Annotated in this window: 24 protein-coding genes; 12 read left to right on the plus strand and 12 right to left on the minus strand. The window is 62.2% G+C overall.

What is annotated here, in order from left to right:
- Positions 1 to 17: 17 nt before the first annotated feature.
- Positions 18 to 1094, plus strand: coding sequence for a DUF748 domain-containing protein (locus ACIPO9_RS19940; RefSeq protein ID WP_400782952.1), 1077 nt, complete (start codon positions 18 to 20; stop codon positions 1092 to 1094).
- Positions 1095 to 1100: 6 nt separating this feature from the next.
- On the opposite strand, the gene ACIPO9_RS19945 is transcribed toward ACIPO9_RS19940, so the two are convergent.
- Complete coding sequence (locus ACIPO9_RS19945; RefSeq protein ID WP_400783025.1) at positions 1101 to 1607, minus strand: DUF2442 domain-containing protein; 507 nt, start codon at positions 1605 to 1607, stop codon at positions 1101 to 1103.
- Positions 1604 to 1834, minus strand: coding sequence for a DUF4160 domain-containing protein (locus ACIPO9_RS19950; RefSeq protein WP_400782955.1), 231 nt, complete (start codon positions 1832 to 1834; stop codon positions 1604 to 1606). The genes ACIPO9_RS19945 and ACIPO9_RS19950 overlap by 4 nt, the downstream gene beginning before the upstream one ends.
- A 203-nt stretch (positions 1835 to 2037) precedes the next feature.
- Here ACIPO9_RS19950 and ACIPO9_RS19955 point away from each other — a divergent pair, with 203 nt between their 5' ends.
- Both ACIPO9_RS19955 and ACIPO9_RS19960 read left to right on the plus strand, forming a co-directional pair.
- A complete protein-coding gene (locus ACIPO9_RS19955; protein ID WP_274134292.1) occupies positions 2038 to 2883 on the plus strand; it encodes a MoxR family ATPase in 846 nt (281 codons plus the stop codon).
- 30 nt (positions 2884 to 2913) lie between these two features.
- Positions 2914 to 4092, plus strand: a complete 1179-nt coding sequence (locus ACIPO9_RS19960; RefSeq protein WP_400782958.1) for a VWA domain-containing protein — start codon at positions 2914 to 2916, stop codon at positions 4090 to 4092.
- Between the two features lie 93 nt (positions 4093 to 4185).
- On the opposite strand, the gene ACIPO9_RS19965 is transcribed toward ACIPO9_RS19960, so the two are convergent.
- The 6 genes from ACIPO9_RS19965 to ACIPO9_RS19990 all read right to left on the minus strand — a co-directional run bounded on the left by ACIPO9_RS19965 (position 4186) and on the right by ACIPO9_RS19990 (position 8706).
- Complete coding sequence (locus ACIPO9_RS19965) at positions 4186 to 5112, minus strand: biotin-dependent carboxyltransferase family protein (RefSeq protein WP_400782960.1); 927 nt, start codon at positions 5110 to 5112, stop codon at positions 4186 to 4188.
- On the minus strand, positions 5109 to 5813 hold the full coding sequence (gene pxpB / locus ACIPO9_RS19970) for a 5-oxoprolinase subunit PxpB (protein WP_400782963.1): 705 nt from the start codon (positions 5811 to 5813) through the stop codon (positions 5109 to 5111). The genes ACIPO9_RS19965 and pxpB overlap by 4 nt, the downstream gene beginning before the upstream one ends.
- Positions 5810 to 6562, minus strand: coding sequence for a 5-oxoprolinase subunit PxpA (locus ACIPO9_RS19975; RefSeq protein ID WP_400782965.1), 753 nt, complete (start codon positions 6560 to 6562; stop codon positions 5810 to 5812). Before ACIPO9_RS19975 ends, pxpB begins: the two co-directional genes overlap by 4 nt.
- A gap of 185 nt (positions 6563 to 6747) precedes the next feature.
- Positions 6748 to 7272 carry a DUF2937 family protein gene (locus ACIPO9_RS19980; protein WP_400782968.1) on the minus strand — a complete coding sequence of 175 codons (525 nt, stop codon included), beginning with the start codon at positions 7270 to 7272 and terminating at the stop codon, positions 6748 to 6750.
- A gap of 9 nt (positions 7273 to 7281) precedes the next feature.
- Entirely contained in the window at positions 7282 to 8058 is a 777-nt protein-coding gene (locus ACIPO9_RS19985; protein ID WP_400604440.1) for a class II glutamine amidotransferase, read from the minus strand.
- 138 nt (positions 8059 to 8196) lie between these two features.
- Positions 8197 to 8706 (minus strand): MFS transporter, encoded by a 510-nt coding sequence (locus ACIPO9_RS19990; protein ID WP_400782970.1) that lies wholly within the window; start codon positions 8704 to 8706, stop codon positions 8197 to 8199.
- A gap of 108 nt (positions 8707 to 8814) precedes the next feature.
- Here ACIPO9_RS19990 and ACIPO9_RS19995 point away from each other — a divergent pair, with 108 nt between their 5' ends.
- Both ACIPO9_RS19995 and ACIPO9_RS20000 read left to right on the plus strand, forming a co-directional pair.
- Positions 8815 to 10872 (plus strand): S9 family peptidase, encoded by a 2058-nt coding sequence (locus ACIPO9_RS19995; RefSeq protein ID WP_400782973.1) that lies wholly within the window; start codon positions 8815 to 8817, stop codon positions 10870 to 10872.
- A gap of 110 nt (positions 10873 to 10982) precedes the next feature.
- Positions 10983 to 11456, plus strand: coding sequence for a cyclic nucleotide-binding domain-containing protein (locus ACIPO9_RS20000; RefSeq protein ID WP_400782976.1), 474 nt, complete (start codon positions 10983 to 10985; stop codon positions 11454 to 11456).
- A 10-nt stretch (positions 11457 to 11466) separates the two neighbouring features.
- Here ACIPO9_RS20000 and ACIPO9_RS20005 read toward each other — a convergent pair whose 3' ends face one another.
- Positions 11467 to 11760 (minus strand): hypothetical protein, encoded by a 294-nt coding sequence (locus ACIPO9_RS20005; RefSeq protein WP_400604447.1) that lies wholly within the window; start codon positions 11758 to 11760, stop codon positions 11467 to 11469.
- 112 nt (positions 11761 to 11872) lie between these two features.
- On the opposite strand from ACIPO9_RS20005, the gene ACIPO9_RS20010 reads away from it, so the two are divergent.
- From ACIPO9_RS20010 to pdeM, 6 genes are all read left to right on the plus strand, one after another.
- A complete protein-coding gene (locus ACIPO9_RS20010; protein ID WP_274134279.1) occupies positions 11873 to 12559 on the plus strand; it encodes a spermidine synthase in 687 nt (228 codons plus the stop codon).
- Between the two features lie 94 nt (positions 12560 to 12653).
- Entirely contained in the window at positions 12654 to 13016 is a 363-nt protein-coding gene (locus tag ACIPO9_RS20015; RefSeq protein WP_274134278.1) for a YajD family HNH nuclease, read from the plus strand.
- Between the two features lie 158 nt (positions 13017 to 13174).
- Positions 13175 to 13663 carry an RNA methyltransferase gene (locus ACIPO9_RS20020; RefSeq protein ID WP_074752637.1) on the plus strand — a complete coding sequence of 163 codons (489 nt, stop codon included), beginning with the start codon at positions 13175 to 13177 and terminating at the stop codon, positions 13661 to 13663.
- 84 nt (positions 13664 to 13747) lie between these two features.
- Positions 13748 to 14122 (plus strand): DUF2892 domain-containing protein, encoded by a 375-nt coding sequence (locus tag ACIPO9_RS20025; RefSeq protein ID WP_274136793.1) that lies wholly within the window; start codon positions 13748 to 13750, stop codon positions 14120 to 14122.
- A gap of 68 nt (positions 14123 to 14190) precedes the next feature.
- Positions 14191 to 16683, plus strand: coding sequence for a ligase-associated DNA damage response DEXH box helicase (locus tag ACIPO9_RS20030; protein WP_400782978.1), 2493 nt, complete (start codon positions 14191 to 14193; stop codon positions 16681 to 16683).
- Positions 16680 to 17336, plus strand: a complete 657-nt coding sequence (gene pdeM / locus ACIPO9_RS20035) for a ligase-associated DNA damage response endonuclease PdeM (protein ID WP_400782981.1) — start codon at positions 16680 to 16682, stop codon at positions 17334 to 17336. The genes ACIPO9_RS20030 and pdeM overlap by 4 nt, the downstream gene beginning before the upstream one ends.
- Before the next feature lie 242 nt (positions 17337 to 17578).
- Here pdeM and ACIPO9_RS20040 read toward each other — a convergent pair whose 3' ends face one another.
- Together ACIPO9_RS20040 and dcd are read right to left on the minus strand one after the other, a co-directional pair.
- The gene (locus ACIPO9_RS20040) at positions 17579 to 17800 is read right to left on the minus strand and encodes a hypothetical protein (protein ID WP_274136796.1); all 222 of its coding nucleotides are present in this window, start codon (positions 17798 to 17800) and stop codon (positions 17579 to 17581) included.
- Between the two features lie 109 nt (positions 17801 to 17909).
- Positions 17910 to 18476, minus strand: a complete 567-nt coding sequence (gene dcd, locus ACIPO9_RS20045; protein ID WP_016965530.1) for a dCTP deaminase — start codon at positions 18474 to 18476, stop codon at positions 17910 to 17912.
- Between the two features lie 310 nt (positions 18477 to 18786).
- Between dcd and ACIPO9_RS20050 the strand changes: the two genes are divergently transcribed.
- Positions 18787 to 18996 (plus strand): cold-shock protein, encoded by a 210-nt coding sequence (locus ACIPO9_RS20050; RefSeq protein WP_274136797.1) that lies wholly within the window; start codon positions 18787 to 18789, stop codon positions 18994 to 18996.
- A gap of 62 nt (positions 18997 to 19058) precedes the next feature.
- On the opposite strand, the gene ACIPO9_RS20055 is transcribed toward ACIPO9_RS20050, so the two are convergent.
- A complete protein-coding gene (locus ACIPO9_RS20055; protein ID WP_400783026.1) occupies positions 19059 to 19919 on the minus strand; it encodes a transporter in 861 nt (286 codons plus the stop codon).
- Positions 19920 to 19922 lie beyond the last annotated feature (3 nt).

A 19922-nucleotide genomic window follows, 5' to 3' on the forward strand; every position in this document is an offset into this window, starting at 1 on the left:
AACCGGAGAGCCTTGCCATGAAACGTCGCTATAGCTGGCCACTGTGGACAGTTGTGGGCCTCGTCGTCGTGTTGATCGCCATCCACATCGCGCTGCCCTACGTGGTGCGCAACTACCTCAACGACAAGCTCGCCGACATGGGCGACTACCGCGGCCACGTCGCCGATGTGGACCTTGCCCTGTGGCGCGGGGCCTACAAGATCAACGGCCTGAGCATCGTCAAGACGGACGGCAAGGTCCCGGTGCCCCTGCTCAAGGCGCCGGTCATCGATCTGGCCGTCAGCTGGCACTCACTCTGGTACGACCACGCCGTCGTGGCACAGGTTGCGTTTATCAGCCCGGAACTCAACTTCGTCGACGGCGGCACCGACAAACAGCAGTCCCAGACCGGTGCCGGCACCGACTGGCGCGCCCAGTTGAACAAACTCCTGCCCATCACCCTGGACGAGGTGCGGGTGCAGGACGGCAAGATCACCTTCAGCAACTTCAATTCCACGCCACGGGTGAAAATCCAGGCCGACGACGTCAACGCCAGCGTCTACAACCTGACCAACGTTGTCGATGCTGCCGGCAAGCGCGACGCCCGCTTCGAGGGCAAGGCGCTGCTCGAAGGCCACGCACCGCTTGAAAGCAGCGCCACCTTCGACCCTCTCAGCAACTTCGAAAACTTCGACTTCAAGCTGCGCGCCACCGGCCTGCAACTCAAGCGCCTGAACGATTTCGCCTCGGCCTACGGCAAGTTCGACTTTAACGCCGGCAGCGGCGACATCGTCATCGAAGCCCAGGCCAACAAGGGCCAACTGTCCGGCTACATCAAACCCCTGCTGCGCGACGTCGACATCTTCAACTGGCAGCAAGACGTCGAGAACAAGAACAAGGGCTTCTTCCGCTCGATCTGGGAAGCCATGGTCGGCGCCAGCGAAACCGTGCTCAAGAACCAGCGCAAAAACCAGTTCGCCACCCGCGTCGAACTCAGCGGCAGCGTGCACAAACAGGACGTCAGTGCCTTCCAGGCATTCCTGCAGATCCTGCGCAACGCATTCGTGCAGGCGTTCAATACGCGGTATGACAGTGGCAGGAGTGAGGCGCAGTGACGTGAATCACTCCTGCTCCTGATCGGCCCCCACGCCGTACGCGGGCCGTTCTTCTGCAATGAGGATGCCGCCCTGTCCTTGATTTTGCAGGGCGTCCCACCCCAGGCATGCAAGGGCCAACGTGCGCGGCGTCGCCTCCCTGCCATTGCTGTAGCGCGTAATACTGCGCGTACTGACACCCAATGCTTCGGCCGCCAGCGCCAAGGGAAGCCCGGTTCTGGCGCGCCAACCGATGAAAATCCGCGTGTTTTCATCTGTGGCGGCCTGGGCCTGTGCATCGAGATACAACGTGTCCGCGCCGAGCTGGATGTCAGGACCCAGCCATTCAATTGTCCAGCCGTCGTCACCGATCTGTGCCTGCATGAACACCTGATCGTCCTGCAATGGCGCAAGGCCCGGGTAATGCCGTATGTCTGCGCTCATGTCGATCACGAAGCGCTGATCATTGATGAACGTTAGCTCCAACCTGCAATCGGCGAGCGCCTCCACGGCCTTCAGACGTGGTCGTTTCATGGATGCCATCGGTTCCATTCCTCCATCAGTTCTCTCTGGTGGGCCCGTACCCATTCAAGCGCTTCCTTGAGCACTGCGGCTGGTGCACGGCCGCGCATGGGTTCAACCAACTGCAGGCAGATCAGCACATCCAGGCCTCCACCCGTCAGGTGTACGTGAGGTGGCAGGTGGTCCTTTTCCCGCAGTTGAATCCTGTATTTGTCTCTGAATCTGTGTTTGGTTGACATAGTCCTCAATGTATAGCCAAATTGGCGATACATCAATGTGCGTTACAATTTCGCGCTGTCGGCTCCCGACCCACCATTCAGCAACTGAATAAAGGGTCTGCGTTCACAGCCCGGTGGGGGCCGCGTTATAGTCGCTGCATTCTTTATGCTGAATCAGCGCCGTTCGGGTCTGTTGCCCGCACTTTACGTTCGAGGATTTTCCGATGAAGTTCGAAGGCACCCGCGCCTATGTCGCCACCGACGACCTCAAGCTTGCCGTCAACGCCGCCATCACGCTGGAGCGTCCGCTGCTGGTCAAGGGCGAACCCGGCACCGGCAAGACCATGCTGGCCGAGCAACTGGCCGAGTCCTTTGGCGCTAAGCTGATCACTTGGCACATCAAGTCGACCACCAAGGCCCATCAGGGGCTGTACGAGTACGACGCGGTCAGCCGCCTGCGTGACTCGCAACTGGGCGTCGACAAGGTCCACGACGTGCGCAATTACCTGAAGAAAGGCAAGTTGTGGGAGGCGTTCGAGTCCGAAGAGCGGGTCATCCTGCTGATCGACGAAATCGACAAGGCCGACATCGAGTTCCCCAACGACCTGCTGCAAGAACTCGACAAGATGGAGTTCTACGTTTACGAGATCGACGAGACGATCAAGGCGAAAAAACGCCCGATCATCATCATTACCTCCAACAACGAAAAAGAACTGCCGGACGCCTTCCTGCGCCGCTGCTTCTTCCATTACATCGCGTTCCCCGATCGCAACACCCTGCAGCAGATCGTTGACGTGCACTACCCCGACATCAAGAAGGACCTGGTCAGCGAAGCGCTGGACGTGTTCTTCGACGTGCGCAAAGTGCCAGGCCTGAAAAAAAAGCCTTCGACTTCGGAGCTGGTGGACTGGCTCAAGTTGCTGATGGCAGACAACATCGGCGAGGCGGTGCTGCGCGAACGTGATCCGACCAAGGCCATTCCGCCGTTGGCAGGCGCCCTGGTCAAGAACGAGCAGGACGTTCAGTTGCTCGAGCGTCTGGCGTTCATGAGCCGTCGTGGCAATCGCTGAGTTCTTCCGGATAAGTGCGGGGCCCTGTTCATGCTGCTCAACCTGTTCAACGAAATGCGCGCAGCGAAGGTGCCGGTCTCGGTACGTGAACTGCTGGATCTGATCAACGCCCTGAAACAGCGTGTGACCTTCGCCGATATGGACGAGTTCTACTACCTGTCCCGGGCGATTCTGGTCAAGGACGAGCGCCACTACGACAAGTTCGACCGGGCCTTCGGTGCCTACTTCAACGGGCTGGAAAAGCTCGACGACCACTTGCAGGCGCTGATCCCCGAAGACTGGCTGCGCAAGGAGTTCGAGCGCTCGCTGACCGACGAAGAGCGTGCGCAGATTCAGTCGCTGGGCGGCCTGGACAAGCTCATCGAAGAATTCAAGAAGCGTCTGGAAGAACAGAAGGAACGCCACGCCGGTGGCAACAAGTGGATCGGCACCGGCGGCACCAGCCCGTTCGGCTCAGGTGGCTACAACCCGGAAGGCATTCGCGTCGGCGATGCGGGCAAGCGCCAGGGCAAGGCAGCCAAGGTCTGGGATCAGCGCGAGTACAAGAACCTCGACGACCAGGTGGAACTGGGCACGCGCAACATCAAGGTGGCCCTGCGCCGCCTGCGCAAGTTCGCCCGCCAGGGTGCGGCGGACGAACTGGACATCGACGGCACCATCGACCACACCGCACGCGATGCAGGCCTGCTGAACATCCAGATGCGCCCGGAACGGCGCAACACCATCAAGCTGTTGCTGCTGTTCGACATCGGCGGTTCGATGGACGCCCACGTGAAGATCTGCGAAGAACTGTTCTCGGCCTGCAAGACCGAGTTCAAGCACATGGAGTACTTCTACTTCCATAACTTCATCTATGAATCGGTGTGGAAGAACAACCTGCGCCGCACCTCCGAGCGCACTTCAACCCAGGACTTGCTGCACAAATACGGCGCCGACTACAAAGTGATTTTCATCGGCGACGCCGCCATGGCCCCCTACGAAATCACCCAGCCGGGCGGCAGCGTCGAACACTGGAACGAAGAAGCCGGCTACGTCTGGATGCAACGCTTCCAGGCCAAGTTCAAGAAAATCATCTGGATCAACCCCTACCCCAAGGACGCCTGGGGTTACACCACCTCCACAAATATCGTGCGGGATTTGATCGAAGATCAGATGTATCCGCTGACGTTGAGGGGGCTGGAGGAAGGGATGCGGTATTTGGCCAAATGACACCGCGCCTGTAGGAGCGAGCTTGCCCGCGATAGCAGAACATCAGGCAACTGATGGAGTGCAGTTACATCGCAATCGCGGGCAAGCGCGCTCCTACAGCATCCTGTGGAGTTGATCGAACGCGTGCACCTGCTCCTTATGCGCCATCTCCTGCACCACCGCTCGCAAGCGCACCACACTCCCCGGCAGCTTCTGCGCCAGCCGCGCCAGTGACAACGGAGTCAGTGCCCCGAGGCGTGGGTAGCCGCCGATGGTCTGGCGGTCGTTGAGCAGGATGATGGGCTGGCCGTCCGGTGGGACCTGGATGGCGCCCAGGGGGATGCCTTCGGAGATCATGGGTTTGCCCTGATACACCAGCTCCGGGCCGAGCAGGCGGATGCCCATGCGGTCGGCGCGGCTGTCCAGGGTCCAGTCGCTGTTGAAGGCGTCGAACAGGCTCAGGCCGCTGAACTGGCCGATCTGTGCGCCGAGCACGACGTCCAGCGGGCGTGGGTCGGCCAGGTTCGGGATCAGGTGTTCAGGCAGGGTCTGCAGCGCGATGGAGCGATTGCGGCAGGTGAGGCGGTCGCCCTCGGTCAACGCCTTGCCGGTGCCGTCCAGGCCGCCCAGCCCTTCCCGAACCACCGTGGCGCTACTGCCGAGCAGGTCTGCCGCTTCAAAACCGCCGGGCGCGGCGAGGTAGGCTCGTGCGCCGGTGACCGGTTGTGTGAAGCGCAGTTGCTGGCCCTTGTTGAGGAAGAAACTGCGCCAGGGTGCAACCGGGCGATCATCGAGCATGGCGCCCAGGTCAGCACCGGCCAGGGCCAGGCAGCAATCATCGCTGGCGACCAGCGTCAGCCCGCCCAGCGTGACCTCGATAACCGCGGCGTCCAGCGGATTGTTCAGCAGCTTGTTGGCCCACGACATGGAAACCCAGTCCAGCGCGCCGCCCTGGGTCACGCCCAGATGACGAACGCCAAACCGTCCTGCGTCTTGCAGCAGGCACAGTGGGGTGCTGCTTTTGACCGTCAGCACGCTCATGCCAGCGCCTCCAGCGGAGAATCGTCGCCGCCCAGGCGAATGAATTCGGCGCGATCGACCGGCTCGAAGCGCACGGTGTCGCCAGGCTGCAGCAGGCTATAGCCGTCGATTTCACGATCAAAGAGTTTGGCCGGGGTGCGGCCAAGGATGTTCCAGCCGCCTGGCGATTGCAGCGGGTACACCGCCGTTTGACGTTCGGCAATGCCGACGCTGCCCGCCGGGACGCGTTTGCGCGGGGTCTTGATGCGCGGCGCGGCGAGAATTTCTTCTACCAGCCCCATGAAACCGAAGCCCGGTGCGAAGCCCAGCGCGAACACCTGGTACTCGCGCTGGCTGTGGCGTTGGATCACTTCAACCACCGGCAAGCCGCTACGTTCGGCGAGCAACGCCAGCTCAGGCCCGACCCTGGGGTCGTACCACACGGGCAGTACATGCTTCCGGCCGCTTTGGGTCGCATCCGGCGAGAGGTTGACCATCGCCTCTACAATCAACGCCCGCGCCTGCTGTGGGCTCAGTGCCAGCAAGTCATAGTGCACCATCAAAGTCGTGTAGGACGGCACCAGATCAATCAAATGCGCGCCGAATCCGTCCCGCAGACGCTGGCTGGCGGCGAGCATCCACGGCATGTTGGCCTCGTCGATGGCATCGAACAGGCGCACCATCAGGCAATCGATCGCAACGACTTCGATGCGCAACTTCATGAGGCAGAGGTCTGGCCCAAGGCTTCACGAATGCGCCGCACCGCCGCGATGGAGCTGGCGTTGTCGCCATGCACGCACAGGGTGTCGGCGTTGAGCAGCAACGAACTGCCGTCGCTGGCGGTCAAGGCTTCGCCGCGGGAAAGAGTGAGCGCCTGGGCGATGATCAACTCCGGATCATGGTGAACGGCGCCCGGCAGATTGCGCGAAACCAGTCGCCCGACATTGTCGTAAGCGCGGTCGGCGAAGGCTTCGAGCCACAAAGTCACGCCGAACTCATCGGCCATTGCCTGGGCTGCGCTGTTGTCGCGCATGGCCAGCAGCATCAACGGCAGCTCGGGGTTGTAGCGGGCGATGGCTTCGATGACGGCGCGCAATTGGACCGGATTGGCCATCATGTCGTTGTACATCGCGCCGTGGGGTTTGACGTAGCTGACCCGGCCGCCCTGGGCACGGCACACACCGTCCAGCGCGCCGATCTGGTAATGCAGCATGTCCTGGATTTCCTGTGGGGAGCAGGCCATGGAGCGGCGACCGAAACCCACGAGGTCCGGATAGGCCGGGTGCGCGCCGATGGTCACGCCGTGGGTCAGCGCCAGGGCGACGGTCTTGCGCATGACGCTGGGGTCACCGGCATGAAAGCCACAGGCGATGTTGGCGCAATCGATGTACGGCATGACCTCGGCGTCCAGACCCATGGTCCAGGCACCGAAGCTTTCACCGATGTCACAGTTCAATAACAGGCGGCCCACGGGGTATCTCCTGTGTGAATGGAGGGAAGACACGTTGAATCTACGCGCCGCACGCGATCCGTAGCAGCCCGGCCGGGCGGCGCTCCGCTTGCCGGCGGGAGCGGTCGTTCAGTTGATGATGCGTCGCCTGATACACCGCTCCCGCCGGCAAGCCGTGCTGCTACGGGAGCGCAGTCCTTGAGGGCTCACTGCCAGTCGCGATTGACCCGCTTCTTGTAGACCCTCCCAACGAACAACCAGTCGATGAACACCACAAAGCTTTCGATCACCAGCGAGAACAGCAGCGCGCAGGCCAGGCCCCAGCCGATGACTTCCGGTGACAGCAGCACCTGCCAGGTGTAGCCATTCCAGGTCTCGGTGCGGATGGCCGGGTCTGCGGCGGTCAGCACGTGAAACGCGCGGCTGTACCACGGCCCCTGCAACGCCATCCATTCGCGGTCCAGGATCTGGTTGCGGCTCAACAGGTTGGCGGTGTTGTTGGCGTCAGTACGGAACACCGGGTCATCGCTGCTGCGATAGTGCTGGATCAGCGCCTGCACGTCACCATTGAAGAAGCGCTGCGCTGTCTCGTTGTAGCCGCGCAGGTTCTGCTGGGCTTCCATCAGGTGCGCTTCGACACGCTTGCTGTAATCACTGATGAATCCGGGAATCTGCACGCCGATCAACAGGCCTGCGGTGAACAATACCAGTCGTACGTAGCTGCGCAGCATAGATCCCTCTCAGTCAGTCCGGCCTTCGGCCACGCATTCGCCACGACGCCACAGGCTCCAGTGGCCGGGTTCGTAGCGATTCCAGGTTTCGTTCTCGGTCAGCGGCTCGGTAGCGATCACCGTGACCACATCGTTTGGCGTGGTTTCGGCCTGAAAATCGACGATCACGTCGACATCTTTCAGGCGAGCCGGACCAAACGGTGCGCGGCGTGTGATGTGCACAAGTTTGGTCGAGCAGAAACAGAACAGCCAGTCGCCATCGCTGAGCAGGCCGTTGAACACGCCCTTGGCGCGGTATTCGTTACAGGCATTGACCAGCGTCGGCAGCAGGCGTTCGACCTCGACCGGCTCCGGAAAGGCCTCGCGCACGCGGTTGAGCAAGTCGCAAAATGCCGCTTCGCTGTCGGTATCGCCCACCGGACGGTAGAAGGTCGCGCTGGGGTGGAAATCCGCCAGCTGCCCGTTGTGGGCAAAGCACCAGTTGCGGCCCCACAGCTCGCGCACGAACGGGTGGGTGTTGGACAGGCAGACCTTGCCGACGTTGGCCTGGCGAATATGGCCGATGACCACTTCACTCTTGATCGGATAACGCTGCACCAGTTGCGCCACTTCCGACTCGCTGCTGGCAGCCGGATCCTGGAACAGGCGCAGGCCGCGGCCTTCATAGAAACCGATGCCCCAGCCATCACGGTGGGGACCGGTGCGGCCGCCCCGCTGCATCAGCCCGGTAAAGCTGAAGACGATGTCGGTCGGTACATTGGCACTCATGCCCAGAAGTTCACACATGCTCAGCTCTCGGTACACTCAACGACACATCAGCTTGTAGGAGCGCGCTTGCCCGCGATAGCAGAAAATCAGGCAACTGCTGTAGTACAGATACACTTCAATCGCGGGCAAGCGCGCTCCTACAGTGTTCGGCAAGGGTTAAAGCTTGGGTTCGACCCGATAACGACCGCTCGCACCGCCCTTGTCACCACCCGCCGGGGCTGCCGGCTGGCTTGCGTAACGAGGGGTGCCCTGGGCGGCGAACGGTTCGTCGTCCGCTTTCAGTTCGGCGGCAGCCTGGGCGGCAGCGGCCTCGGCGTGGGCCTGACGGGCTTTCTTACGGCGCAGGAATGGCAGGCGGATCAGCGCGAAGATGACGTACAGGCCCAGGGCGATGGCGCCGTAGGTGGCCAGGTCCAGCACCGCGCGCCAGACGTTGTTGCCCACCTTGAAGGCAAGGTCCAGGGCGCTGATGGCCAGCGCCGGGGCGTAGGTGTCCTTGACCGGGTCGATGACCGTCGGGCAGAACAGCAGCACCGCGCCGATCACCCGCAGCGGCTCGCGCAGGTAGCGCCACATCCAGCCCGTCAGCTTGAACCACACCAGCAGACAACCCAACGCAGCGAATGCGTACAGGCCCCAGGCAATCAGATAGTCGTTGTCGGTCATGACGTCCGTGGTAAGGCAGGTAAAGAGGCGCTTATGATAACGACTTTTCGCAAGCCTGGCTTACCCGGCTTCAGTTATCGGTCCGCCGCCCCTTTGAGAGAGCCCAGCATGCCTTCTTCCGCCACCTCCCCAAGCGCCCCGCTCGCCCGCAAGGCCGACGGCGCCGACCCGTATGCCTGGCTGCAGAATCGCGACAGCGATGAGGTGCTCGACTACCTCAAGGCCGAAAACCATTACCAGGAAAGTCAGCTGGCCGATCAGCAGGCCCTGCGCGAAACGCTGTTTCAGGAGATCAAGGGCCGGATTCTGGAAACCGACCTGTCGCTGCCTTCGCCCTGGGGCCCCTGGCTCTACTACACCCGCACCACCGAAGGCGACGAATACGCCCGCCACTACCGCTGCCCGCGCCCGGCCGACGACTCGCAAACGGTCGACGAAAGCGCCGAACAACTGCTGCTCGACCCCAATGTGCTGGCCGGCGGCGGCTTCTTTTCGCTGGGCGCATTCAGTATCAGCCCGGACCACCAGCGCCTGGCCTACAGCCTGGACACCAGCGGCGAGGAGGTCTACCAGCTGTACGTCAAGGAGCTGGCCACTGGCGTGGTGAGCAGCCTGCCGTTCGAAGACTCCGACGGCAGCATGACCTGGGCCAACGACAGCCAGACGCTGTTTTTCGGCGAACTGGACGATACCCACCGCCCGCACAAGCTGTATCGCCACACACTCGGCAACGATTCTGCGGACCTGGTATTCAACGAACCGGACGGGCGGTTCTTCCTGCATTGCTACCGTTCAAGCTCCGAGCGCCAACTGGTGCTGGCACTGGACAGCAAGACCACCGGCGAAAGCTGGGTGCTGGACGCCGACAAGCCCGAGCAGGCCTTCGTCTGCATGGCCCCGCGCAGCGAAGGCCACGAATATTCGGTGGACCATGGCCTGATCGACGGCACCTGGAGCTGGGTGATCCGCAGCAACCAGGCCGGGATCAACTTCGCGCTGTACCACGCGCCGGAAAAAACCAGTGGCGTGCCTGAGCGCAAGGACTGGCAAACCCTGATCGCCCACAGCGACAGCATCATGCTCGACGGTTTCAGCCTCAACGCCCGGGGCCTGACCCTGAGCCTGCGTGAAGGCGGCCTGCCCATCGTCGAAATCCACCCACAAGGCTTGCCGGCTTATCGGGTGCAATTGCCGGACGCGGCCTACAACCTGTATGTGCAAGACACCCTTGAATTCGAAAGCGACAAGATTCGCCTGCGCTATCAGTCGCTCAATCGCCCGCCACAGGTGCGTCAATTGGCGCTGGCCACCGGCGAGCAGGTCGTGCTCAAGGAAACCCCGGTGCTCGGCGTATTCGACGCCGATGCCTACGTCAGCCAGCGCCTGTGGGCGACAGCGGCCGATGGCACCCAGGTACCGATCAGCCTGGTGGTCAAGCGCGAACTGGCAGGCACCCCCGTGCCGCTTTACCTGTACGGCTACGGCGCCTATGGCGAGAGCCTCGACCCCTGGTTCTCCCACGCCCGCCTGAGCCTGCTCGATCGCGGCATCGCCTTTGCCATCGCCCATGTGCGCGGCGGCGGCGAGCTGGGTGAAAACTGGTACCGCACCGGCAAGCAGGAACACAAGCAGAACACCTTCGACGACTTCATAAGCTGCGCCGAACATCTGATTGCACAGAACCTGACAACGGCCGACACACTGGTCATCAGCGGCGGCAGCGCGGGAGGGCTGTTGATCGGGGCGGTGGTCAACCAGCGCCCCGATCTGTTCAAGGCAGCCATTGCCGAGGTGCCGTTCGTCGACGTGCTCAACACCATGCTTGATCCCGAGCTGCCGTTGACCGTCACTGAGTACGACGAGTGGGGCAACCCGCAGGAGCCTGAGGTGTACGCGCGGATCAAGGCCTACGCGCCTTACGAAAACGTTGCGGCCCAGGCCTATCCGGCGATGCTGGTCATCGCCGGCTACAACGACAGCCGGGTGCAATACTGGGAGGCGGCCAAATGGGTGGCAAAGCTGCGCGCCAGCAAAACGGACGACAACCTGCTGTTGCTCAAGACCGAACTGGGTGCCGGCCACGGCGGCATGAGCGGTCGCTATCAGGGATTGCGTGACGTGGCGCTCGAATACGGATTTGTGTTCAAGGTATTGCAACTGGCCTGAGGAACTCTTCAAAGCCCGTTGGTCATATCAGACGGCTCCGTACCGCTTGTAAGACGGAGCTGTTTTTGTGGTCAGTTTTCATTCTTCATCTCATTCAACAAGAACATGCCATGCCGACACCTTCATCTCTGAACAATGAAATCCGCGAAATGCTGATGGACTGCGGGCTGTTCCTGGCCCTGACCCCTGCCGACTTCTCTGCGGCGGCGGGTTACTTCAGCATCAGCAATATCGAAAAAGGCGAGGCGATCTTCAACGAAGGCGATGCGGGCACCTTCATGTGCATCATTCATTCGGGCACGGTGTCGGTGCAGAAGGTCAATGGCGAAGGCAAGCCGGTGGAAACCGCCATTCTGCGGGCGGGCCGGGCGTTCGGAGAGATGGCCGTGCTGGACGGAGAACGCCGCTCGGCCAGTTGCATCGCTGCCTCCAGTTGCTACCTGCTGAACCTGGGCCGTGACTCGCTGGACAAGATGCTCAACGACGCCCCCAAGGTCGCCGCCAAGATCATCCGCGCCATTGCCATCGCCATGTCCAAGCGCTTGCGCATGATGGATGGGCAGGTGCTGGCGCAGCAGGAATAGCCCACGCCAATCATTGATTGGGCTTGCCCGGCTGCTGCGGCTGCAACCCCGGCAACGGCTCATCCTCTTTCGGCGGGCCGGGCTGGGGGATTTTCGGCAAGAGTGGCGGATTACCCTGCCCGCCCACGTGGGGAACGCTGGGTGGGGAAATCTGCGGATAGGGGGTCGGCGTTGCGGTGCCCGGCGATCCCGAGGTGGCCGCCACCGGCTCCGGCGTGTTGAGTACAGGTTGCAGGCTTTCGGCAAAAACCGGCGATACGCCAAGCATCAGCGCAGCAATCGCCGCTAGAATGGACCGCTTCATCGTTGGCCTCCACTGCCAATCTTCTGCTGTGACGCTCAGGCTACTCCTGCGCAGCGCTTCGTGCGCTGACAAATTGCCCTGTGCCCTGACCGCGCCCCTCGACGAGTCCCCCATGAAACGTTTCGTTCTGCTCGACACCACCCCGATTCCCGATAACGGCGGCGCCCTGTGCCTGTTCGAGTACGGCGAAGATTTCGTGATCAAGATCCAGGGCGGCGACGGCGGCCAGTTGATGAACACCCGCATGCATGGGTCCGAAGATGCGCTGGCGGAAATCCCCTGCAAAAAAGTCGCCTCGCGCACGCAACCGCGGGTATTGATTGGCGGTCTGGGCATGGGCTTCACCTTGGCCTCAGCCCTCAAGCACCTGGGCAAGAACGGCGAGGTGGTGGTGGCCGAACTGGTGCCCGGCGTGGTTGAGTGGAATCGCGGCCCGCTGGGTGAGAAATCAGGCAATCCGTTGCAGGATCCGCGCGCCAAAGTGGTCATCCAGGACGTCGCCAAGGTGCTGAAAAGCGAGCCCCAAGGCTTCGACGCGATCATGCTCGATGTCGATAACGGCCCCGAAGGCCTGACCCAGAAAGCCAACAGCTGGCTGTATTCGGCCGGTGGCCTGGCCGCCTGCGCCACGGCCCTGCGGCCCAAGGGCGTGCTGGCGGTGTGGTCTGCCAGCGCGGACGCCGCCTTCAGCGACAAACTGCGCAAGGCCGGCTTCAAGGCCGAAGAGGTCAAGGTGTACGCCCACGGCAACAAAGGCACGCGCCATACCATCTGGATCGCCGAGAAACTCAAGGGTTGATCCCCCTGTCGCCCTGCCTAAAAAAACCGCGGCCAATGGCGCCCGAAACGCTAGAATCGGACCATTGCCAACCGTACACGAACCAGGTGACACCATGAGCTCCACCAATACCTCCAAGCTCGACCGCATCCTTGCCGATGCCAAGCGCGACAAGGAAATGGGCTACCGCGACAAAGCGCTGAAGATGTACCCCCACGTCTGCGGCCGCTGCGCCCGTGAATTTTCCGGCAAGCGCCTGAGCGAGCTGACCGTTCACCACCGTGACCACAACCACGACAACAACCCGCAAGACGGCTCGAACTGGGAACTGCTCTGCCTGTTCTGCCACGACAACGAACACTCGCGCTACACCGACCAGCAGTACTTCTCGGACTCGTCCCTGGGCACGCCGAAAACGGCCAAGGCCACGCACAATCCGTTTGCAGCCCTTGCCGGATTGATGAAGAAAGAAGATTGAGCCTGTAGGAGCGCGCTTGCCCGCGACTGGCCGTGTCAGGCGATGGAAATCCGTCGAATGCACAGCCGCCATCGCGGGCAAGCGCGCTCCTACGGTATCCCCAGTGTCTTCACCCCCGCGTATAATCCCGCGCTTTCCCTGAAGAGCACCCTCTCCCCGTGGCCAACAAACGTTACGCCTGCATCGGCTTGTACAACCCCAAATCCCCGGAAAACGTGGGGTCCGTGATGCGTGCGGCGGGCTGCTATGGCGTGGCGTCGGTGTTCTACACCGGCAAGCGCTACGAGCGGGCTCGGGATTTCGTCACCGACACCAAGAAGATCCACCAGGACATTCCGCTGATCGGCATCGACGACCTGAAGAAAATCATTCCGCTGGGCTGCGTGCCGGTCGCGGTGGAGCTGGTCGAGGGCGCTCGGGCACTGCCTGAATACACTCACCCGGACCGCGCCATCTACATCTTCGGCCCCGAAGACGGCTCGCTGGACAAAGAGATCCGCGACTGGTGCGAAGACGTGGTCTACATCCCCACCACCGGCTGCATGAATCTGGCGGCGACCGTCAACGTGGTGCTCTACGACCGCATGGCCAAAGGCAACAACACCCGCTCAGGCCCGCAGTTCGGTCGCGAAACCGACCGCACCTGAGCGCCTGCCGCGACAGACGCATTGAACAGTTCGCGTTTGTGACAGTCAGCTTTAAGGACCTTACCTCTTCATGGAGAACGCATCATGAGTGATACCCCGATCCTGAAACGCGTCGAACGCACGCTGCACGATGAAGTTGCGCCACAGAACGTCCAGGGCTGGGAGCGCATCGGCTCGTTGGCCGGTGGCGTACTGATGATGGGCAAGGGCCTGCGCCGCGGCGGGATCTTCGGACTGGTGCAACTGGCCATCGGCGGCGCCGTACTGGCCCGCGGCATCACCGGGCACTGCTCGGCCAAGGCGCTGTTGGAAAAGAGCCGCAGCGACATGGACATCGCCCGGGCCCGCATCGAAAGAGCCGGCGCCGAACTGAGCAAGCTCAAGACCAAGGCCGAAGTGGCGGCCGAAGAGGCCGTGGTGCAAAGCATCGACGCGGTCAAAGGCCCCAAAGGCGTCTGAGCTGCACACGCATCAAACTAAATGCGTCAAGCGGCGGTCTTTGAATTAAACCCGGTCAGAGCCGTCGCATGCCCAAAACCACTCCCTTCGCCAAACGCTGGTTCGCGGCTCGCGGCTGGAAACCCTTCGCCTTTCAACAGGCTGTCTGGTATGCCGTCGCTCGCGGCGAGTCCGGGCTGCTGCACGCCAGCACCGGCGCGGGCAAGACCTATTCAGTGTGGTTCGCGGCGCTCAACAGCTTCGCCCGCAAGCCCCCTCCTCCATCTGACGAAAAACCGCGCAAACGCAAAGCGCCCGCCGCGCCCCTGACGGTGCTGTGGATCACTCCCATGCGCGCGCTGGCCGCCGATACTGCGCGGGCGCTCGAAGCGCCGCTGCTGGATCTGGACATCCCCTGGAGTGTCGGCCTGCGTACCGGCGACACCTCCAGCAGCGAACGCGCCAAGCAGGGGCGACGCCTGCCCTCGTCCCTGATCACCACCCCGGAAAGCCTGACCCTGTTGCTGACCCGCGCCGACGCCCAGGTGATTTTCTCGACCTTGAAAATGATCGTCGTCGACGAATGGCACGAACTGATCGGCAACAAGCGCGGCGTGCAATTGCAACTGGCCCTGGCGCGCCTGCGCCGCTGGAATCCCGAACTGATGGTCTGGGGGCTGTCCGCCACCCTGGGCAATCAGGCCCACGCGCAGCAGGTGCTGGTGGGTGAACACGGCACCACGGTCGAGGGCAAGGTGGTCAAGGAACTGATCGTCGATACCCTCATCGCTCCCTCCATCGAGCGCTTTCCCTGGGCCGGGCACATGGGGCTGCGCATGTTGCCCCAGGTGCTGGCCGAGGTGGACAGCAGTGCCAGTTGCCTGCTGTTCACCAACACCCGGGCGCAATCGGAGATCTGGTATCAGGCGCTGCTTGAAGCCCGGCCAGACTGGGCCGGATTGATCGCGCTGCACCATGGCTCGCTGTCGCGCGAGGTTCGCGACTGGGTCGAGCGTGCCCTGAAAGAAGGTCACCTCAAGGCCGTGGTCTGCACCTCCAGCCTTGATCTGGGGGTAGATTTTCTGCCGGTCGAGCGCGTGCTGCAGATCGGCTCGGCCAAGGGCGTCGCCCGTCTGATGCAACGGGCCGGTCGTTCGGGCCATGCGCCGGGGCGACCATCCCGCGTGACGCTGGTGCCGACCCACAGCCTGGAATTGGTGGAAGCCGCCGCGGCCCGTGACGCCGTAGAGGCGCGTCTGATCGAACCCCGGGAATCACCCCACAAGCCGCTGGATGTCCTCGTACAGCATTTGGTCAGCATGGCGTTGGGCGGCGGTTTCTTGCCTGACGAGCTGCTGGCCGAGGTTCGTACGGCCTGGGCCTATCGCCAGCTTACCGACGAAGAATGGGACTGGGCGCTGGCCTTCGTGCGCCACGGCGGGCTGTCCCTCACGGCCTACCCGGATTATCGCCGGGTCGAGCCTGACGAGCACGGCATCTGGCGCGTGCCCGATGCACGTCTGGCCCGGCGCCATCGCATGAGCGTCGGCACCATCGTCAGCGATGCCAGCATCAACGTGAAGTACTGGAGCAAAGGCGGCGGGGGTGGCTCGCTGGGCAGCGTCGAGGAAGGTTTCATCGCCCGGTTGAAGCCCGGTGATGGCTTTCTGTTCAGCGGACGCCTGCTTGAGCTGGTACGGGTGGAAAACATGACCGCCTATGTGAGACGGGCTACAACCAAGAAGGCGGCGGTCCCACGCTGGAATGGCGGACGTATGCCACTGTCCAGCGAGTTGGCTGACGCGGTGGTCGCCCGATTCGACGCCGCTGCCCACAATGTGTTCGACGGCCCGGAAATGCACAGCATCAGCCCGCTGCTGGAAGTTCAGCGCCAATGGTCATCCCTGCCACGCAAGGATTCGCTGCTGGCCGAGGTGCTCAAGTCGCGGGAGGGCTGGCACCTGTTCCTGTATCCGTTCGCCGGGCGCCATGTGCACCTGGGCCTGGCGAGCCTGCTGGCCTGGCGTTTGAGCCGAGACACGCCGCTGACCTTCTCCATCGCCGTCAACGACTACGGCTTCGAGCTGCTGAGCGCGACCGAAGTGGACTGGTCCGGGCAGCTGAACCCGCAACTCTTCAGCGAGGACGGGCTGCTGGCTGACATCATTGCCAGCCTCAACGCTGGTGAACTGGCCCTGCGCCGCTTCAGGGAAATCGCCCGGATTGCCGGGCTGGTGTTCTCAGGCTACCCCGGCGCCCCGAAAAGCAACCGTCAGTTGCAAGCCTCCAGCGGCCTGTTTTTCGAGGTGTTCAAGCAGTATGACGCGGGCAACCTGTTGCTGACTCAGGCCGAGGAAGAGGTGTTGCGTCAGGAGCTGGACGTCAGCCGCCTTGAGCACACGCTGCGCCGTATCAATCAGCGCACCCTGGACTTGCACCTGATCAAGCGGCCCACCCCCATGGCCTTCCCGCTGCTGGTGGAGCGCATGCGCGAGAGCATGAGCACCGAGAAACTGTCCGACCGGATCGCGCGGATGGTGCGCGACCTCGAAACCGCGGCAGGGCCGGAGGTGAGTTCATGAGGCCCTACCTTGCGATCCAGTTGGCAGGCGCCGAGCTGTGGCTGCTGGCAGACAAGGCCATCTATTACCCTGCCGAACGCGCGCTGCTGATCGCCGACGCCCATTTCGGCAAGGCGGCCGCGTACCGTCGGCTCGGGCAGCCAGTGCCCCACGGCACCACCGATCACAATCTTGCGCGGCTCGATGCGCTGCTGGCCGGGTACGACTGCGAGCGGCTGATCTTTCTGGGGGACTTTCTCCACGCCCCCGAATCCCACGCCTCGGCGACGCTGGCCGCGTTGCAGGACTGGCGCCAGCGGCATCCCTCACTCCAAATCACCCTCATCCGCGGCAACCACGACAAACGCGCGGGCGATCCACCGGTCAGCCTGGGTTTTGAGGTGGTGGCTGAACCGCTTTTACTGGGCCCGTTCGCCTTGCAACACGAGCCCACGCCGCATTCCAGCCATCATGTACTGGCTGGCCATGTGCACCCGGCCTACCGGCTGCTGGGCAAAGGCCGACAACGCCTGCGCCTGCCCTGCTTCTACATCTTGCAAAACATCAGCCTGCTGCCGGCCTTCGGCGCGTTCACAGGCGGCATGAACATCGAGCGCCAGCCGGGCAGCCGGGTGTATGTGGTGGGGGATGGAGCGGTGTGGGAAGCCGTATAGAGGGAACCGTGGGCACGGTCCCCAGATGAGTGCGATCGCTATGGGAGAGGGCTTGCCCGCGAAGACGGTCGCCCAGCCACGACCTGGGCACTAGGTGCCGACGCATTCGCGGGCAAGCCCGCTCCCACAGGATTTATCTGGCATACCCGCTGCGGCGGGGGGCGATCTTTACATCGCCCCCGCCGGCAAGCCGTGCTGCTACGAAGTGGATAGCCGGAAAGGGGCCATCGGGGAAATAGGGGTCAGGCAACCGGAGCGGGAGGCGGCTCGTCTGGCAACGTCGGCTCGCCGGGCTCTTCAGGCTGGGGGTAATCGTTGGGCGTATCGGGCGTTGGCTGGCCGGGAATGCCGCCGGCAACCATGTTGTTCAGATGGGGATGCGCTAACAGCGACCAAGCCAGCATTCCGACCTGGTTCTGTCCGGGGTCGTACTCCTTGCTGCTCGGTTTGTGTTGTCTCTTCATAGGGCACTCCTGAGCGTAGGCCCCATCCGCGAGGCGCGGATGGGAACAGTTCAGTCAATAGAGTGCGCTTTTCCCGACAAATTCCTTTTCAGGATGACCAACGGTGCAATCAGGTACGTGGCAGTGTGACACCACGCTGACCCTGGTATTTACCACCGCGATCCTTGTAGGAAACCTCGCATTCCTCATCGGACTCGAGGAATAGCATCTGCGCCACGCCTTCGTTGGCGTAGATCTTGGCCGGCAGCGTGGTGGTGTTGGAGAACTCCAGCGTCACGTGGCCTTCCCATTCCGGCTCAAGCGGCGTCACGTTGACGATGATGCCGCAGCGCGCGTAGGTGCTCTTACCCAGGCAGATAGTCAGGACGTTGCGCGGGATGCGGAAATATTCGACCGTGCGGGCCAGTGCGAACGAGTTCGGCGGGATGATGCAGACGTCGCTCTTGATGTCGACGAAGCTCTTCTCGTCGAAATTTTTCGGATCGACGGTCGCCGAATTGATGTTGGTGAACACCTTGAATTCGTCGGCGCAGCGCACGTCGTAGCCGTAGCTGGACACACCAAAGGAGATCAGGCGGTCCGGGCCTTCGCCGCGCATCTGGCGTTCCACGAAGGGCTCGATCATGCCGTGCTCTTGCGCCATGCGGCGAATCCACTTGTCCGATTTGATGCTCATGGCGTTGTCCTGAATAGCGAGGTGAAAAAGATGTCGGGCATCTTACCGGGGTCGGGCGTGCGGCACAAAGACTGCGAACGGCGCGGGCTGCAAACCGTCGGTCATCTGGGGAAATAAACGTCCGAATGCCATTGGCACATTGCTGAAAAAGGGGTAAGGTGCGTCCACTGTGTTGCTTGTGTCACTGAGAATCTCTACACGATGTTGAATTTCGATCCAACCATCTCCAAGAATTTTTCCTGCTCTTTGCACTCAGTCTCGGCCAGGGTACTTCCTGAGTCGCAGTTAACTTTGTCCAAGGAGATACACCATGTCTAATCGCCAAACCGGTACCGTCAAGTGGTTCAACGATGAGAAAGGCTTCGGCTTCATCACCCCACAATCCGGTGACGACCTGTTCGTACACTTCAAAGCCATCCAGGCTGACGGTTTCAAAACCCTGAAAGAAGGCCAGCAGGTTTCTTTCGTCGCTACCCGCGGCCAGAAAGGCATGCAGGCTGAAGAAGTACAAGTTGTCTAACTTGCGCTTCCTCGCTTGATAAGAACCCCGCTCTCGCAGCGGGGTTTTTTTATGCCTGTGGTTTAGAACGGCACAGTCAGTTTCAGCCAGTAGGCATCGCCCTGGGCGCGGTTTCTCACCTGCGTTTCCGACTCCCACTTGGCCGTCAGGAACCAGCCGTCCTTGCTGGTGTACTTGACTGAAGGCCCGATGGCGAACGCCCGGCCCTTGTTGTCTTCGATGGTGTGGCCGTCCTGCCGGTCGTCGGTGGTCTGGCGCAGCATGTACCCGCCCACACCCAGCACCCAGCCATTGCCCAGCCCCCAGCCCACCGCGTAATCGACGTGCAGTTCCTGCCCGGAACGGTAGTCGGTGTCAGGGTTCCTGCGGTTAAAGTCGTACATGATCTTGGTGTCCACATTCAGCCCGTCCGGGTCGATGTAGGACAAGGCGTAAACCGGCTCGAACACCCAGTAATTTCGGCCGATATTGGTCAGGTCATCCCGGTCGTAGCGCCCGGTCGGCGCGATGAAATCCAGCGACACGATGCTGTGAAGTTTATCGCTGTGATGAAATCCCAGCGCCGTGCCAAAAATCACGTCACCCAGCCCCTGCTTGCTCTGGGACTGGCCATTGAGCGAAACCTTCAGATCCACCAGCGGTACGATGGCGTGCATGGCCAAACTGCCGCCCAGCAGGGTCTGGTCAGTAACCCAGATCAGCCGTGGCGTGATCGCGTTGGCGCGCACCTGAAAATCCACTGGAAGCTTCTTGCCATCATTGCCCCGCAAGTTGTCTGCCTCATAGTGATTGACGAACAACTGCCCGTAAAAGCCGGGTGGCGGCATGGCCCCCGACATGTAGTTTTCCGCCCCCATGGGGTAGGAACTGCCGCCTCCCTCGGAAGCGTGCGCGCCGCAGCAGAGCCCCAGCAGTGCGAGCATGGA

Origin of the sequence: Pseudomonas sp. NPDC090203 (assembly GCF_044746765.1) — a bacterium.
Taxonomy (GTDB): domain Bacteria; phylum Pseudomonadota; class Gammaproteobacteria; order Pseudomonadales; family Pseudomonadaceae; genus Aquipseudomonas; species Aquipseudomonas putida_AD.